Source organism: Klebsiella sp. GN_Kp190, from assembly GCF_040061795.1.
Lineage (GTDB): Bacteria > Pseudomonadota > Gammaproteobacteria > Enterobacterales > Enterobacteriaceae > Klebsiella > Klebsiella michiganensis.
This window is the reverse complement of sequence record NZ_JBEAFN010000009.1, coordinates 18095-34686: the sequence shown is the minus strand read 5'-3', so window position 1 is coordinate 34686 and position 16592 is coordinate 18095. Positions and strand designations below refer to the sequence as shown.

Genomic DNA, 16592 nt, shown 5'->3' with positions numbered 1-16592 from the left:
ACTATTTCTGCATCGCCTTCTGGTACAAACTGTTCCACATTTCCTGCACCAAAACCTGATCCGGCGGCGACAGTTCGCCCGCGCTGATGGCTTTTTCCAGGCTTCGGGATACCTTGTCATGTACCGCTTGCGCAGTATGCTCGCCCTCTCCTTCCAGCTCGGCCACCGCCAGCGTCAGGTGGCCGCGCAGATAACCGCCGGCAAACAGTTCGTCATCACTGGCGTGGTCGACCATATCATCAATTAACGCCAGAATGCGTGATTCAAACTCCGCGATCATCTTCTTTCCTCATAGTATGTAAAGTGTGGCCTTAGTGCAGGTCTTCCGGCCACGGGAACTGTTCTGCCGTCAAGGGCGGCGTTTGGTAATATTCTTGCAGCGCCTGAATGAAACGCGCGGGACGCTCAGGGATCCCCTGCTCCAGATAGGTCATCACCTGGGCATGCACGCGCCGCTGAAAAGCGATCCGGTCGGGCTCAAAATCCCCTTCCAGGTTGTCGCAGCTGACGTTAAATGGGTATCCCGCCGCCACGCAAAACAGCCAGTCAAACGCCTGAGGCTTCACCTCAACGTCTTCAAATTGAGACTGGGTCATCGCGTCGCGACCGTCCGGGCAGTACCAGTAACCGAAATCTACCAGCTCACGTCGCGCCTTCCCGGCAATGCACCAGTGCGATATCTCGTGCAGTCCGCTGGCGTAAAAGCCGTGGGCAAAGACGATACGGTTGTAAGGCACGTCATCATCTGCCGGAAGATAGATCGGTTCGTCATCGCCTTTAATCAGACGGGTATTAAAATCTTCAGCAAAACAGCCGTCGAAGATTTCGATCAGCTGTTCATATTTATGCGTGCTGTTCATTAGTTCATCCCCAGCCACTGGAGGAACTCCTGTCCATGGCTGTCATAAAGCAGTTTTGCACTCATCACCGCCGACACCACGACGATCATCGGTCGAATCAGTGACTGTCCTTTGCTCAGCACCAGCCGCGATCCCGCGCGGGCACCGATAAATTGCCCGGCCAGCATCACAAAGCCGGTAGCCCATATCACCTTGCCGCCAATAATAAACAACAGCAGGCCGCCAACGTTAGACGTCGCGTTAAGCAATTTTGCATGCGCGGTCGATTTCGCCAGATTGAACCCCGCGAGGGTGACGAAAGCCAGCGCGTAAAAAGATCCGGCGCCCGGACCAAAGAAACCGTCGTAAAAACCGACGCAGCCACCAGCCACCAGGGCAAACGGCAGACCGTACAGACGTCGCTGCCGGTCCTCTTCGCCGAGCTTCGGCATCAGCAGAAAATAGAGGCCAATGCCGATAACCAGGATTGGCAGTATCTGCTTGAGAATATCGGACTGGACGTGCTGGACCAGCAGCGCGCCGCCCGTCGAGCCGAGAAAGGTCATCAGAATATTGAGCTTCTGGTCGGCCAGATTCACCACCTTGCGGCGGATGAAATAAAGCGAGGCGGACAGCGACCCGCCGCAGGCCTGCAGCTTATTCGTTGCCAGCGCCTGCGCAGGGGGAAGACCCGCCGCCATCAGGGCCGGGACGGTCAATAACCCGCCTCCGCCCGCCAGTGAATCGATAAATCCCGCCAGAATGGCCACGAAGAACAGTACGACCAGTACCGTCGGTGACACCATAAAAACGTCGATAAAACTATCCATTAAAGAATATGCTCATCCAGTAGCGCCTGGCAGGAAGGCGGCAGCGGAGGCGGCGTCTTCTTCACAGGAGGGGTTGATCCTGGCTTAGGGGGTTCAAACCAGCTTTGCAATTCCGCACCGCAGCCATCGCCCGCCGGAGGCGGGGCCTGGTCTTCACACTCGAGGCTGCCGGCCGGGCAGCGCAGGCGCACGTGCATATGCGCTCGGTGCTGGAACCATGGGCGAACTTTGCGTAGCCAGTCGCGATCGCTACCGGCATCCAGGCACAGCTGCTGCTTAATCGCCGGGTTGACGAAAATACGCGTAACGTCGCTATCTTGCGCCGCCATCTTAATCAGCTGGCTGATTTGCGGGCTCCACAGCGACGGCACTACGCGTTTGCCGTCGCGGGCCACCAGGTCCAGCGCCTGCGGCTTCAGCAGTTGAGCTGAACTCCAGCGCGCCTGCGGCAGCTGAAGAAAAATATCGACGTCCAGTCCGGACTGATGGCTGGCGTGGCCGCCGTTAAAGCGTCCACCGGCCGGCATACCCATGTCGCCAATCAGCACCGTTCCCATGCCTTTATTGTGCGCCTGATTGCTCAGACGCTGAATAAACTGCACGAGGTCCGGATGGCCGAAGTAGCGGTTCTGATCGGTACGCATCACCTGATAGCCGGTGGCGTTTAACGGCAGCGCCTGCGCGCCAACGATACAGCCATTGGCAAACGCGCCGATGGACTGCGGGCTGCCGCTAACGGGCTGCGTAATTTTCTGCCACGGCGTCGCCGCCAGGCTGGTACCGCTGGCGAGGAGCGCCAGCAGTGCGATAACGGTGTTTTTCATCTATGACCAGCGTGGAATTGATGTCGTCACGTCGCCATTTTGCGCGCGCTGACGCATAAAGTGATCCATTAACACGATCGCCAGCATCGCTTCGGCAATAGGTACCGCACGAATACCGACGCAAGGATCGTGACGCCCTTTGGTGATCATCTCAACTTCTTCGCCAAAGCGATTGATCGTGTGACCCGGGACGGTGATGCTGGAGGTCGGCTTCAGCGCGATATTCGCCACGATCTGCTGACCGCTGCTGATGCCGCCGAGAATGCCGCCCGCGTGGTTGCTCTGGAAGCCCGCTTTGGTAATTTCATCGCGGTTTTCGCTGCCGCGCAGCTTCACCACCTCAAAACCATCGCCAATTTCCACGCCCTTCACCGCATTGATGCTCATCAGCGCGTGCGCGATATCGGCATCCAGACGGTCGAATACCGGCTCGCCCAGTCCCGGCGGTACGCCATCGGCCACCACGGTGACCTTCGCCCCGATGGAGTCGCCCTCTTTTTTCAGGCCGCGCATCAGTTCATCAAGCGCTTCGATTTTGTCCGGATCCGGGCAGAAGAACGGGTTCTGCTCTACCTGATCCCACGCTTTTATCGCCAGCGGGATATCGCCCATCTGGGTCAGGCAACCGCGAATCACAATACCAAATTTCGCGGCGAGGAATTTCTTGGCAATCGCCCCTGCGGCCACGCGCATGGCGGTTTCACGCGCAGAGGAACGACCGCCGCCGCGATAGTCGCGCAGGCCATATTTCTGCTCGTAGGTGTAGTCAGCGTGTCCCGGGCGGAAAACGTCCTTAATGGCGCCGTAGTCCTGAGAACGCTGGTCGGTATTCTCAATCAGCAGGCCAATGCTGGTCCCGGTGGTCACCCCCTCGAATACGCCGGAGAGGATCTTCACCTGGTCCGGCTCGCGGCGCTGGGTGGTATAGCGTGAGGTTCCCGGACGACGGCGATCGAGATCGTGCTGGAGATCGGCTTCGGTTAGCGGAATGCCTGGCGGCACGCCGTCAACGATGCAGCCCAGCGCCAGGCCATGCGACTCGCCGAACGTCGTGACGCGAAAGAGTTGTCCAATTGTATTTCCTGCCATCACGGCTCCGTTTTTGTCGTTATGTTTGCGTGTTGTTTTAGTCTTTATAAATACCGAAATGCGCGCGGGCGGCAATCAGCTGCGGTTTAGTCAGCATAAAGACGCCATCGCCGCCGTTTTCAAACTCCAGCCAGGTAAATGGCACGTCAGGATATTGCTCCATCAGATGTACCATGCTGTTACCGACTTCACAAATCAGGATACCGTCATCGCTGAGATAATCCGGCGCGCAGGCGAGGATCCGGCGGGTTAACTTCAGGCCATCGCTACCGGAAGCCAGCCCCAGGACCGGTTCATGGCGATATTCACCCGGCAGGTCGGACATATCTTCTTCATCGACGTACGGCGGATTGGTCACGATCAGATCGTATTGCACCTTCGGCAGATCGCGGAACAGATCGGAGCGAATCGGCGTAACGTTATGAATTAAGCCGTGATCTTCCACGTTCTGCTCGGTAACGGCCAGCGCGTCAGGGGAAATATCCACCGCATCGACTTCCGCTTCCGGGAAAGCGTAAGCGCAGGCGATAGCGATACAGCCGCTGCCGGTGCACATATCAAGGATGTGCTGCGGATAGTGGTCAATCAGGCCGGAAAAATGGTTGTTAATGAGTTCGCCAATCGGCGAGCGCGGCACCAGCACGCGTTCATCGACGTAAAACTCGTGGCCGCAGAACCAGGCTTTGTTGGTCAAATAAGCGACCGGAATGCGCTCGTTAATACGGCGAATGACGCGCTCAACGATGCGATGTTTTTCGCTGGAAGTCAGACGCGCGGTACGCATATCTTCCGGAATATCAAGCGGCAGATACAGCGAAGGCATCACCAGCTGTACGGCTTCATCCCACGGGTTATCGGTGCCGTGTCCGTACCAGATGTTTGCAGCGCTGAAGCGGCTTACCGCCCAACGCAGCATGTCCTGAATGGTATGAAGCTCATTCACGGCTTCATCAACAAAAATTTTATCCACGCTATCCCCCAGGGCACGCTCTGCTATAAATTCGGCGGCTAGTTTGCCACGAAGACGGGGATAAATCAGCATTCTTACGTCAGGCGGAGGGGGAAAAATAGGTTTTCCTTGCCTGGATGCGTGGCGAGTCGGGTAAACTACCGACAAAGAAAAAATGAGATCAGATAATGAAAAAGAAAACATCGCTAAGCGAGGAGGATCAGGCATTGTTCCGGCAGCTGATGACCGGCACGCGTCAGATTAAGCAGGACACCATCGTTCATCGCCCGCAGCGTAAAAAAATCGCTGAAGTACCGCCCAAGCGGCTGCTCCAGGAGCAGGCGGATAACAGCCACTATTTTTCCGATGAGTTTCAGCCGCTGCTGAATACCGAAGGGTCGGTTAAATATGTGCGCTCGGACGTCAGCCATTTTGAGCTGAAAAAGCTGCGTCGGGGTGATTATTCGCCGGAGCTGTTTCTCGACCTGCACGGTTTAACCCAGCAGCAGGCCAAGCAGGAACTGGGAGCCTTGATTGCCGCCTGCCGTCGCGAGCACGTATTCTGCGCCTGCGTGATGCACGGGCATGGAAAGCATATTCTCAAACAGCAAACGCCGCTGTGGCTGGCCCAGCACCCGCATATTATGGCGTTTCATCAGGCACCAAAAGAGTACGGCGGAGACGCCGCACTGCTGGTTCTGATTGAAGTTGAAGAGTGGCAACCGCCGGAGCTTCCGTAAACGTCAGCCCCGGAGGGAATCAGATAGCCTTCGCCATCTTCAAATTGCAGGGGCTCATTTGCCAGTTGAATTCGCCTTTGCCGCTGGCATCAAGCGTGACGCAGGCAATCGCCGAAGTGGTGAACATCGGGGGAGTTTCCCCCGGGCACAGCTCTGAGACGAGGTACCCCACCAGAGGGAGGTGAGACACGACCAGCGCCGTCGCCACACCTTCATTCGCCAGCGCCTGCAGATAAGCGCTAACCATGCCAACGTCGCCGCACGGCGTGAGTTCCGGCATCACGTCGACATCTTTTGGCAGATTCATGCACTCCCCAACAATTTCCAGCGTCTGTTCTGCACGCAGGTAGGGACTCACAAGAACCCGCTCAATATCCACTTTTTGACCTTTCAGCCAGGTAGCCATCTGACGAGACTCATCGCAACCGCAGACGGTTAATGGACGAACCGAGTCACTGGCTGCATCGAGGGCAGCGTCGCCGTGACGCATGATAAAAACTTGCATATTGCACCGCTTTTGTTAACCAGAAGCACCGCGGTCTTACCCACGTAGACGATACGCAGGTGACCCGGTGGCCGGGCATTGTGCCTGATCCATTCAACGAATGAAACGCTGTTTTTTACCTCAATGGCGTAAGTATAGTCAACTATTGCTTACTAAATCGCCAAAGCGCAGCGCCGTTCATTACCGGATTTACCTTCTTTGACCACAACTTAGGTCGTACGTTCCTCAGCGGGCCAAAAGGTCGCCCCCTGCTCGGCCATGTGTAACAAAGTGTCACATGGTGTAAAACGCGGGCCGTACTGAGCAGCCAGGCGCTGCAATATCGCGGCGACCTCCCCCGCTCCCAGGGTATCCATATAGCGGAACGGGCCGCCAAGAAACGGCGGAAAACCAATGCCAAATACGGCGCCGATATCACCATCGCGGGCGCTGCGAACCACTCGCTCATCGAAGCAGCGCGCCGCTTCGTTAAGCATCATCATCACGCAGCGTTCCGCCACCTGCTGCGCGGACAAGCGCGCCTGCGGTGAGGAAATACCCAGTAAAGCGTAGATCGCAGGATCGGGCCGTTTTTTGCTTTTACGCCCTTTTGCCGCATAAAGATAGAAACCCCGGTTATTTTTTCTCCCTTTGCGATCGTCATTCAGAATCAAACTAATGATGTTTGCAGGCGGGCTAAAACGTTCTCCCCATGCGGCCTCCAGTACCGGGATAATTTTGGTACCGGTATCGATTCCCACTTCATCAAGGAGCTGAATAGGGCCAACCGGAAAACCGAATTTAACCAAAGCGTTATCAATATGCTCTACCGGCTCGCCTTCCATCAACAGGCGCATGGCTTCATTTATGTAGGGGGCCAGAATGCGGTTAACATAAAAGCCCGCTTTATCGGCGACGACAATCGGCGTTTTACCCTGCAGTCTCGCCAGCTTAACCGCCGTCGCAATTGTTTGCCGATCCGTACCACTATGCGGAATCACCTCCACCAGCGGCATTTTGTCTACCGGGCTAAAGAAGTGAAGCCCGATGACCCGCTGCGGCCTGCTTGCATGCGCCGCGATCTCGCCGATCGGTAAAGACGACGTATTAGAAGCAAAGATCGTCTCCGGGCGGCAGTACTGTTCAACTTCGCTGACCATCTTCTGCTTGAGCGCAAGATCTTCAAACACCGCTTCGATCACCACATCGCGATGTGCAAATCCCTGATAATCCAGCGAACCGGATATTAACCCCATCTGGCGATCGCGCTCGCTGGCGCGCAGATAGCGGCGACGCACCTGTTTATCGAGCAGATCCCAGCTGTACTTCAGCGCGTGATTTATCCCGCGCGGCTGGATGTCCTTTATGCGTACCGGTAATCCGCCTTTGCAGGCGGTGACGTAAGCAATACCGCCCCCCATAAGTCCTCCGCCCAGAATGCCCACGCTGCGCAGCGCGACGGGATCAGCATCCGCGCCGCGATCTTTTTTCAGATCGGTGCTGGCGAAAAAAATCGACCGTAGCGCCTGCGATTGCGGCGTCATCGCCAGCTCGCCAAAAGCGCGGGCCTCCTCGGCGTATCCGCTGCTGCAGCCCTGCGCCAGTCCGGTTTCAATCACCTGCAGAATGCGCTCAGTTGCCGGGTAGTTCCCCTGGGTTTTGTGATGCGTCTTTTTCGCGACCAGACGAAACAGCAGGCTGCGGCCAAGCGGACCTGCGAGAATACGTTCGCGCGCCGGAACAGCGCGGCTTGCCGGGCGACCTTTGAGCGCCAGTTCAATCGCGGTTTGCAGCAGGATAGTCTGCGGCACCACCTCATCAACCAGTCCTGCCTTCAGGGCCTGACGCGGGCGAAGCTGCTTACCGGTCAGGATCATCTCCAGCGCGCCGCTGACGCCAATTAATCGCGGTAGACGCTGAGTTCCGCCAGAGCCGGGCAGCAGCCCCAGCTGAACTTCCGGGAGGCCAAGCCGGGTTTTATCGTCATCGCTGCATACCCGCCCGTGGCAGGCCAGCGCCAGCTCAAGGCCACCGCCCAGGCATGCGCCGTGGATAGCGGCAATCACCGGTATCGACAGACCGTGGATCTCGGCCATGATTTGCTGGCCCTGACGGGCAAGCGCCTCCGCTTCCTGCGCGGAATGGCAGCGGGCAATCATATTGATATCCGCCCCGGCGATAAAGTTATCCGCTTTTGCCGAGATAAACACCGCGCCGCGCAGCTCCTTATTGTCGCGGATCTGGCGGATGATCCCCCGTACCTCGCTGGCGAACTCAGCTTTCAGGGTATTCATTTTTTCACCGGGCGCGTCAATGGTGATGACGGCGATATTGTCCGGGCGAACCTCAAGCGTAAATGCCGATACGGTTTCCATTATTCGGCCTCCAGAACCATCGCTGAACCCAACCCACCCGCCGCGCAGGCGGTGACCAGACCAAATCCGCCGCCGCGCCGCCGCAGTTCATGCAGCGTTTGGGTAATCATTCGCGCGCCGGTGGCGGCAAAGGGATGACCGTAGGCAATCGAGCCGCCAAGCACGTTAAATTTGCTCTCGTCCACTTCCCCGGTAGCCTGAGAGCGGCCAAGCACTTCGCGGGCAAAGCGATCGCTGGCCATACATTGCAGGTTGGCCAGCGTTTGCGCGGCAAAAGCTTCATGCATATCAATCAGGGTCAAATCAGCCAGCGTCAGCCCCGCTCTTTCCAGCGCCAGCGGCGTCGACCACGCCGGGCCCAGCAGCATATCCTGGCGAACATCAATCGCGGTGAAAGCGTAGCTTCGCAGATAGCCCAGCGGAACAAGGCCCAGCTCTTTAGCCCGGGATTCGGTCATCAGGATCACCGCCGCCGCTCCATCGGTTAGCGGCGTACTGTTCGCGGCGGTTACGCTCCCGTGTTGACGATCGAAGGCCGGGCGTAACTTTTGGTAATCCGCCAGGGTTGAATTTTTACGAATATTATTATCCTGTTCCAGCGGCTCACGGAACGGCGGCGTGTACGCCGTCATCACTTCTGCCGAGAGCTTACCTTCCTCCCAGGCTCTGGCGGCAAGCTGGTGTGAACGCAGCGCCAGCGCATCCTGCCGTTCGCGCGTGATAGCCCACGTTTTCGCCATCTGCTCGGCGGTATCGCCCATCCGCAGGCCGGTTGAGTATTCGGCAACCGCTGGCGGTACGGGCAGAAGGTCGCGAAAACGCAGCCGAGAAAATAGCTTCAGACGCTGTCCCAGGGTGCGAGCTTTGTTGGCATCAACAAGCGTTCGGGCGAGTTTTTTGCTGACGCCAATAGGTAATACGGAAGAGGAGTCGGCTCCGCCGGCGATACCCGCGCGAATAGTGCCTGCCATCAGGCTTTCCGCGACGTTGGCCACCGCCTGAAAGCTGGTCGCACAGGCGCGGCTGACGCTGTAGGCATCGGTATGCACGCTCATGCCGGTCCCCAGCACAATTTCCCGGGCGATGTTCGGCGCTTCCGGCATCTGCACCACCTGGCCAAATACCAGCTGGTCTATTATGTCCGCGGGGATATTGCTGCGAGCCAGCATTTCGCCGACCACCAGCTTACCTAAATCAACGGCCGGCACGCCGTGAAAAGCCGTCGCCTGTCGGGCAAACGGAGTACGTAAACCGCTGACTATCGCGATACGATCGCCCTGGCGGGTGACTAGCGGTAATGCCTGACTCATAACGCTCCCCTGTTAACCGATAAAACAAAGTGGTCTGACCTGATAACAGTTTTAACTAATATTTTACATTAAGCCAATCGGGGAACCGAAAAAGTGGGAGCCAAAACACATTGATTAGAAAAGGTAACGCCCCTGCCATGAGGGGCATTAAGGGAAGGATTAACGCAAGCCGAGCTGGAAAATCAGGGTTTCAGCTTCACAGCTGAACACGAAATCGATATCCAGCTTCACGCCGCCATCAACGTCGGTAAAGGTCGGGGTGATTTTGCACGGCTCTGATTCAACGTTACGCGCTCTTTCGCTTAATGCGGCGAGCGTTTCTTCGGCTTCGGCACGGTTCGCAAACACGCGGCTATAAGAGGCGGTGCAATCGGTGTTGTCCATAATGGTGCCAACATCCATACAGCAGCAAACCGGGGTTTCATCAGCACTGCATTTACTCATCGTAGATTTCCTCTGTATATGCACTCAAGGTGCCAGACAAATAATGTGCGTATTTTACGCCCCGGGCATGCCTGCCTCCAGTCGTTAATGGCGACAAACGGGATAAGTGACCGAAATCACACTTAAAAATGATCCAAAACAAAAAGCGCCTACTTTGGGTAACAGGTACCCGGGCAAATTTGCCAACTGGATCGCGTTTCTTAGATCACAATTGAAAAAACTTATAAACAAACTTGCAACATATCATCTGGTCAGACCTATACTCAGCGCACTGGTCTGATTTCTCTGTCGTAAAGCAGACCCTACACTTCGCGCTCCTGTTACAGCATGTAACATTGTTTAAATAAAAATAACTCTATGAGGTTATGGGCATGAGCCAGAAAACCCGCCTTACCCAATCTGCCCTTGCAGTGGCTGTAGCACTCGTTTCAACCCAGGCCTGGTCAGCAGGCTTTCAGCTAAACGAATTCTCTTCATCGGGCCTTGGTCGCGCCTATTCAGGTGAAGGCGCTATTGCTGATGATGCGGGAAACGCCAGTCGTAACCCGGCGTTAATCATGATGTTCGACCGTCCAACCTTCTCCGGCGGCGCTATTTTCGTCGATCCTGATGTCAACGTCACCGGTAGTTCAGTTATCGGTAATGACGCCAGTCAGGACAATATTGCGCCTACCGCATGGGTGCCAAATCTGCACTTCGTGGCGCCGATTAACGACCAGTTCGGTTGGGGAGCTTCCCTGACCTCTAACTATGGTTTAGCCACCGAGTTCAACAACGATTTTGCCGCGGGCTCGATGGGCGGTACCACCGATCTCGAAACGCTCAACCTGAACCTGAGCGGTGCTTATCGTCTCAACGACCACTGGAGTTTTGGTCTGGGCTTTGACGCCGTGTACGCTCGAGCAAAATTAGAGCGCTATGCGGGTGATTTACCGGAAATTATCGGCGCACAGCTACCGGGAATGGTGAAAGCCGGCAAACTCTCCCCGGCTCAGGCTGCGGCCATCGGTCAACAGGCCGGCGGTATCAGCCGCGACACCCAAATTGCTCGTCTGAAGGGTGATGAATGGGGCTTTGGCTGGAATGCCGGTATTTTATATGAAGTCGATAAAAACAACCGCTACGGCTTAACCTACCGCTCTGAAGTCAAAGTGGATTTTGACGGGGATTACAAGAGCAGCCTGCCGTCTTCCCTCAACCCCATCAACTCCGCTCTGGGCCTGGGCCTGCCGTACGGCACCGGCGGCTCCACGATTGGCGGTTCTCTGACGTTGAATCTGCCAGAAATGTGGGAAGTATCAGGTTATAACCGCGTGGCGCCAAAATGGGCCGTTCACTACAGCCTGGCCTATACCAGCTGGAGCCAGTTCCAGGAGCTGAAGGCGACCAAAACCAGCGGTGGCGAAACGCTGTTCTACAAGGACGAAGGTTTTAAAGATTCCTACCGTATCGCGCTGGGTACGACCTATTACCACGACGATAACTGGACCTTCCGTACCGGTATTGCCTTTGATGATAGCCCGGTCCCGGCTTCCAATCGCTCTATCTCTATTCCGGACCAGGATCGCCTGTGGCTCAGCGCCGGTACGACTTACGCCTTTAATAAAGATGCCTCAGTCGACGTCGGTGTGTCTTATATGCACGGTCAGCACGTTGAATTTACAGAAGGGCCGTATACCTTTAAATCAGAAGGTAAAGCCTGGCTGTACGGCGCGAACTTCAACTACCGCTTCTGATAATGTGAAGCCACAAAAAAGGGTGAACATCATGTTCACCCTTTTTACTTTCTACCCGTCGGTTACTGTGAATCGATATCTTTGAGATCGCCCTCAATCGCCTGCGCGTTCGGGTTTTCATTCGGGGAAAGTTTACCGCCGTTGGCGATAAAGTCGTGACGCTGGAAGTAGGCTTCACGCATTAAGATATACGGATCGGAGGACTGACGAAGCAAGCCGTCTGAATCCAGCAGCTGCGCGCGCGTTTCAACGCCCTCAACCATCCATTTGCCGATAGACATCGGCCATGTCAGCCAGGAAAGAACCGGATACAGGTCATCAGCCATATCGCCACCCTCATCACGCAGGGTGAAGCTGCCGTAGAAAGGCAGTTGCACATATGGACCATAGCCGACGCCGTAGTGACCCAGCGTGCTACCGAAGCGGGCAGGCTCAACGCGCTGTAGTTTCGGATTCGCCATCCCGGCCACATCAACCAGGCCACCCATCCCAAGGATGGTGTTCAGGAAGAAACGCGTAAAGTGCACCATTCCTTTATAGGGATCGCCTTTCAGGAAGGAGTTCACCATTACCGCCGGCTCTTCGAGGTTGCTGGTAAAATTACTCAGCCCGTTACGCGCCGGCTGCGGAACGTAATCACGCCACGCCACCGCGACGGGGCGCAGGACATAGGGATCGACAACGTTGAAGTTGAAGTTGAACATGGTACGGTTAAAGCCTTCAAGCGGATCTGAACGCCCCTGCGGCCGATCGCCAGAACTAGAACTGGCGCATCCCACCAGCAATGTGGCGCCAAGCGCAAGCGCCGACAGGCGAAAATTCATAGGTGTCTCCCTGTTAATTTAAGCTATCGCTGGGGGTTATCGGGGGACAGCAGCCTCCATAAAGATATCGCCCGTAAGCATGTGCCTGCTTTCAGCATAGCCTTTTTTAGCATCATTGTTGGTGTCCCGATTCTATACACATTTTGCAATTTCCGTATTGCTAATCTTGTCATTGTGAAGAATTTAGGAGCTTATCCGACCCGAACAGCCGAAACCGCTCTAGGATTATAATAAAGACCCGCCGTTGAGGAAAAGTTATGAAACCGCAAACTCACCATGAGAATGAGGATGTTGAAGTAGAAAGTGATGAAAAACAGAATGGTGAAGAAATTGAGGTTGATGAAGAACGCCTGCCTTCACAGGCGATGGCCACTCATGAAGTGATTCGCCAGGAGGGCGAGAAAGAGCTCGAACGCGATGCCATGGCGCTATTATGGTCAGCGATTGCCGCCGGGCTTTCAATGGGGGCCTCGCTGGTCGCCAAAGGTATCTTCCATGTCCATCTGAACGAACTTCCCGGCGGCTTCTTGCTGGAAAATCTTGGTTATACCTTTGGTTTTGTGATCGTCATTCTCGCTCGCCAACAGCTGTTTACCGAGAACACCGTCACCGCCGTCCTGCCTATCATGCATAAACCCACGCCAGGCAACATCGGCCTGCTGTTACGTTTATGGGGGATTGTGCTGGCAGGTAACTTAATCGGGACCGCTATCGCGGCCTGGGCGTTCGATGTTATGCCTGTGTTCGATGAGCCCACTCGCGAAGCCTTTCTTAAAATTAGCCTGAAGGTCATGCAAAACCCGCCGCTGGAGATGTTTGCCAATGCGATTATCTCCGGCTGGCTGGTCGCCACCATGGTGTGGATGTTTCCTGCCGCAGGTTCTGCAAAGATTGTCGTCATCATTCTGATGACCTGGCTTATCGCCCTCGCGGACACCACGCATATTGTGGTTGGCAGCGTCGAGATTTTCTACCTGGTATTTAACGGGACGCTACCGTGGCAGGAATTTATCTGGCCTTTTGCTCTGCCAACGCTTGCCGGCAACATATGCGGCGGGACCTTTATTTTCGCTTTATTAAGCCATGCCCAGATTCGCAATGACATGAGTCACGAGAAGAAGGCTCATGCAGCCGAGGAGGCAAAAAAGCGCTAAATGGCTATAGATTAAGCAGTTGGCCCGTACAAGCTTAACGAGCGCCGAAAATAACGCTATAATCCCGGCGCTTCGTCCCCTTAGTTAAATGGATATAACGAGCCCCTCCTAAGGGCTAGTTGCAGGTTCGATTCCTGCAGGGGACACTTTTGAATTATTCACCTCCGTTCACAGCATTCGTTTAATCATCACCACCGCAGAACAACGCCAGCCCCGAAGCAGATGAATCACAGAGGTTTATCGATTCCTGCATAGATCTCATCAAGTTGCTGTAGCCGGTCTTCATATGATTTCGTCAAACAGCGGCTGTCGCTGCCGCATTTCTGCCGGCTATGGAGCCATGTTTTTTGTGCGTCCATCATCTCGCCACGCGTCCCCATTGGAAAAAGCCCCCGCAGAAACTGATACTTCGTCGCCATCGCCACGTCCATATCGTTCAGGCTCCGGTTAGCGCAGATAGCCTTTTCATCCGCCTGCGTCGCTTTCTGACAATCAAAACTCGCGGAGTACCCCGCTACCGGATACAGCACAGCAATAGTCATCAGTACTTCTCTTATCTTCATATGCGCTCCATTTCCGCACTCCCGCCATTTGTGCTACCCGTTTATAACGAGTGCCCCTCGCTACGGAGCCCAGCGTAAGCTTTTGACACACTGACGCTCTGAACTATCCGTGCTGTCGATAATTATAGTTAATCCACCTTAAGGCTCCCATTGGGTGAACCGCGCGCCTTCCGCAATATCTTTTTCCCCGACGCTGATGCGCCCTACAGCCGGGCTGAATTATTGGTCAGAATTGCATCAGAGCGGGTCACGGCATTGCTTGCCAGCGAGGGGGAATATTTTTCTCGCGCAGCGATTTTCATATTTTTGCCTGGCCTGACTTCCCATCAATAAATATAAATTCATTTAAAATCAATGTAATAAATTAAACCCTATCATTCACAGTAGTTATCATTGTTGATTGTTTCCTTGCGTTACGATTCGCAAAACAATGCCGGTAGATAAATCCCTGCCGTCACGTATTCTTGCCGCTGCCGGATGCGCTGAACTGCTGTTCTTTCAGTATCAGCGTTGCTTAAAAGCAGCGCGTCCGGCGGTTTATGGCGGATGAAAGGCTATCTTCTCAGCCATCCGCTTCATATTGCGGCAGGATGTCTGCGACAAGAATCGGGTTCTGTACGGGACTTGCGGACAGCCTGTTGCCTTACCTAAATTGGTTATACGGATAGATATGATGAAAAAACTCGCAATGGCACTGGGTATCTGTGCGCTTATGGCTTGTGGCGCTGCCAGCGCGGCAAATGGTCAGATCGTTTCAAAGGCTAAGTCAGCCTGCCAGAATAACGCGACGCAGTGCGCCCAGGCTAAGTCCACGGCGAAAGCGGATGCGCAGAAAGAAGCAAAAGCAGCCAAAGACGCCTGTGCTAAAAACCAGGCAGCCTGCGACAACGCAAAAACTGCGGCCAAAAACGCAGTGAAAAAGTAACAACAGTACGGTGGGGTATACCCCACCGTACTTTCAAAAATATGCTCCGCACAGTACGCAAGCCCGATTCCCGCAGGGCAGATTCTGTTTTGCTTATGGCAGATATAGCAGGATTCTTTGCGCACGAGCCCGCATCAAAACAAGCAGTTACACGATACAGGCCTGACCCATGGCGGCGCTCCCTCGTCTGTCCGATCGCCATTCACATCGGCTAACAGACGTTTTTCGAGCAGGTTTCGCGTTCGATAAATCACCCGCTTATTAATTCACTACCCGCCTCCTGAATTATTAGTAATTCACATAATCACCGCGAATTTAATTCATCAATAAAATAATCAAAAACAATCAATCCGCAGCAAGATGAATGAGCATGCTAATTTTTTAGCAGCGATACATTTAATTATTACAGGAAAGCTGATAGCATACAGGAGAGATAATATCCTGACCGGATTCAACATAGCACTCCGCTATCAACAATTGATATAGAATATCTGTTTTGATAAATATTTTGTATGAATCGAAATCGTCGCAACGTCGATAGAGGTCAATTTAAGAAAACCATAACCCCCTATTTTTCATAAGATGATATAGACCATGGAAAGAAAAGAAAGAAACATATGGAAACTAAACAATCTTCCCCCCCTGGAATACTGTTCAATATCTCGCGCTAAAAAACTATTGAATTGTGAAATAGAAGATCTGCTTCATTGGCATGATATTGGCGCGATAAGCCTGTGCATAAAAGTAGGTAAAACTAACGGAACATTAAAAGGTGCGTTCCAACATGACCAGAGCAGTAATAATCTCTATTTTCTTAACGCCCCCAATATTGATGAGTTGAGCATAAGCGAAAGATCGTGGTCACGGCATTCAAAAATTAACAAAATTTTTAAATTTAATGATAGTGAAGCAAATCAGGAAGCCCAATATGGTATACCTGTTACCCAGCTAAAACTCCGGGTTTCCGTCTCTGGCTTATGGTACTGCCACACGAGAAATTTGATGGAGATCTTAGAAACACCTGAAGACATTATTACTGAGCAGAGGATAAGCATCATATCACCGGCCACCAATGTCCTCTTCTGCCACTTCATACCCGACGAGGATGAGAGGCCAACCATCACGCTGAGTAAGCTTTACATCACGAGTCAGGCGATTGAGAAAATTTATGAACATACCATCAGCAGTCGCCCTCTCGAACTTTCTGAAAAAACCTTACATTTATCTGAGGAGCAAGATATAGCGACGCCCTCAACGATTATGCAAAATAAGTTGCTCATTGAATTTATCAATCACATCATTCAATCCAATCCCCATTTTGGCGATAACATGCTTAACGCGACTGAAAACAAAAAAAGTAAAATATTTAATAGAGCTATGGATAAACTCAGGTCTGAAGGCGTGGTTTCCAGCTACGGCAGCATTAATCTTCCGGCGTCAGAATATACGTTCGAATAATACTTCTTTAATTTAATTAAATCAGAATGAATCATTACAACGCCATAG

The 16592-nt window shown here is 53.8% G+C and carries 17 protein-coding genes and 1 tRNA gene; 6 read left to right on the top strand and 12 right to left on the bottom strand.

The window, feature by feature from the left end; translation table 11 throughout:
* Position 1 precedes the first annotated feature (1 nt).
* The 6 genes from ABLU67_RS06365 to prmB are packed head-to-tail and all read right to left on the bottom strand — an operon-like array spanning position 2 to position 4552.
* A complete protein-coding gene (locus tag ABLU67_RS06365) occupies positions 2–280 on the bottom strand; it encodes a YfcL family protein (RefSeq protein ID WP_014230278.1) in 279 nt (92 codons plus the stop codon).
* A gap of 31 nt (positions 281–311) precedes the next feature.
* Entirely contained in the window at positions 312–860 is a 549-nt protein-coding gene (locus ABLU67_RS06360) for an elongation factor P hydroxylase (protein ID WP_014230279.1), read from the bottom strand.
* Positions 860–1669, bottom strand: coding sequence for a sulfite exporter TauE/SafE family protein (locus tag ABLU67_RS06355; protein WP_014230280.1), 810 nt, complete (start codon positions 1667–1669; stop codon positions 860–862). Before ABLU67_RS06355 ends, ABLU67_RS06360 begins: the two co-directional genes overlap by 1 nt.
* A complete protein-coding gene (gene mepA, locus ABLU67_RS06350) occupies positions 1669–2493 on the bottom strand; it encodes a penicillin-insensitive murein endopeptidase (RefSeq protein ID WP_032750757.1) in 825 nt (274 codons plus the stop codon). The genes ABLU67_RS06355 and mepA overlap by 1 nt, the downstream gene beginning before the upstream one ends.
* A complete protein-coding gene (gene aroC / locus ABLU67_RS06345) occupies positions 2494–3582 on the bottom strand; it encodes a chorismate synthase (RefSeq protein WP_014230282.1) in 1089 nt (362 codons plus the stop codon). It lies immediately after the preceding gene.
* A gap of 37 nt (positions 3583–3619) precedes the next feature.
* Positions 3620–4552, bottom strand: a complete 933-nt coding sequence (gene prmB, locus ABLU67_RS06340; RefSeq protein ID WP_009652591.1) for a 50S ribosomal protein L3 N(5)-glutamine methyltransferase — start codon at positions 4550–4552, stop codon at positions 3620–3622.
* A gap of 167 nt (positions 4553–4719) precedes the next feature.
* Here prmB and smrB point away from each other — a divergent pair, with 167 nt between their 5' ends.
* Positions 4720–5271: an endonuclease SmrB gene (smrB, locus tag ABLU67_RS06335; RefSeq protein ID WP_004123257.1), complete on the top strand. Its 552-nt coding sequence runs from the start codon at positions 4720–4722 to the stop codon at positions 5269–5271.
* A gap of 19 nt (positions 5272–5290) precedes the next feature.
* Here the strand turns inward: smrB and sixA are convergent, their stop codons facing one another.
* The 4 genes from sixA to ABLU67_RS06315 all read right to left on the bottom strand — a co-directional run bounded on the left by sixA (position 5291) and on the right by ABLU67_RS06315 (position 9884).
* Positions 5291–5776 carry a phosphohistidine phosphatase SixA gene (gene sixA, locus ABLU67_RS06330; protein WP_014230284.1) on the bottom strand — a complete coding sequence of 162 codons (486 nt, stop codon included), beginning with the start codon at positions 5774–5776 and terminating at the stop codon, positions 5291–5293.
* Positions 5777–5985: 209 nt separating this feature from the next.
* Positions 5986–8130, bottom strand: a complete 2145-nt coding sequence (gene fadJ / locus ABLU67_RS06325) for a fatty acid oxidation complex subunit alpha FadJ (RefSeq protein WP_348852214.1) — start codon at positions 8128–8130, stop codon at positions 5986–5988.
* Positions 8130–9440: an acetyl-CoA C-acyltransferase FadI gene (fadI, locus tag ABLU67_RS06320; protein ID WP_025106653.1), complete on the bottom strand. Its 1311-nt coding sequence runs from the start codon at positions 9438–9440 to the stop codon at positions 8130–8132. The genes fadJ and fadI overlap by 1 nt, the downstream gene beginning before the upstream one ends.
* A gap of 159 nt (positions 9441–9599) precedes the next feature.
* A complete protein-coding gene (locus ABLU67_RS06315; RefSeq protein WP_014230287.1) occupies positions 9600–9884 on the bottom strand; it encodes a DUF406 family protein in 285 nt (94 codons plus the stop codon).
* A gap of 371 nt (positions 9885–10255) precedes the next feature.
* On the opposite strand from ABLU67_RS06315, the gene fadL reads away from it, so the two are divergent.
* Complete coding sequence (gene fadL, locus ABLU67_RS06310) at positions 10256–11620, top strand: long-chain fatty acid transporter FadL (protein WP_014839142.1); 1365 nt, start codon at positions 10256–10258, stop codon at positions 11618–11620.
* A 62-nt stretch (positions 11621–11682) separates the two neighbouring features.
* On the opposite strand, the gene mlaA is transcribed toward fadL, so the two are convergent.
* Positions 11683–12444, bottom strand: coding sequence for a phospholipid-binding lipoprotein MlaA (gene mlaA / locus ABLU67_RS06305; RefSeq protein WP_014230289.1), 762 nt, complete (start codon positions 12442–12444; stop codon positions 11683–11685).
* Positions 12445–12701: 257 nt separating this feature from the next.
* Between mlaA and ABLU67_RS06300 the strand changes: the two genes are divergently transcribed.
* A complete protein-coding gene (locus tag ABLU67_RS06300; protein WP_348852213.1) occupies positions 12702–13598 on the top strand; it encodes a formate/nitrite transporter family protein in 897 nt (298 codons plus the stop codon).
* Between the two features lie 74 nt (positions 13599–13672).
* Positions 13673–13744 (top strand) — tRNA-Arg (locus ABLU67_RS06295).
* A gap of 81 nt (positions 13745–13825) precedes the next feature.
* Here the strand turns inward: ABLU67_RS06295 and ABLU67_RS06290 are convergent.
* The gene (locus ABLU67_RS06290) at positions 13826–14161 is read right to left on the bottom strand and encodes a lysozyme inhibitor LprI family protein (protein ID WP_348852212.1); all 336 of its coding nucleotides are present in this window, start codon (positions 14159–14161) and stop codon (positions 13826–13828) included.
* A gap of 670 nt (positions 14162–14831) precedes the next feature.
* On the opposite strand from ABLU67_RS06290, the gene ABLU67_RS06285 reads away from it, so the two are divergent.
* Both ABLU67_RS06285 and ABLU67_RS06280 read left to right on the top strand, forming a co-directional pair.
* Positions 14832–15086, top strand: a complete 255-nt coding sequence (locus tag ABLU67_RS06285; RefSeq protein WP_048260644.1) for a hypothetical protein — start codon at positions 14832–14834, stop codon at positions 15084–15086.
* A gap of 594 nt (positions 15087–15680) precedes the next feature.
* Positions 15681–16544 (top strand): hypothetical protein, encoded by an 864-nt coding sequence (locus ABLU67_RS06280; protein WP_025106650.1) that lies wholly within the window; start codon positions 15681–15683, stop codon positions 16542–16544.
* The last annotated feature ends 48 nt before the right edge of the window (positions 16545–16592 follow it).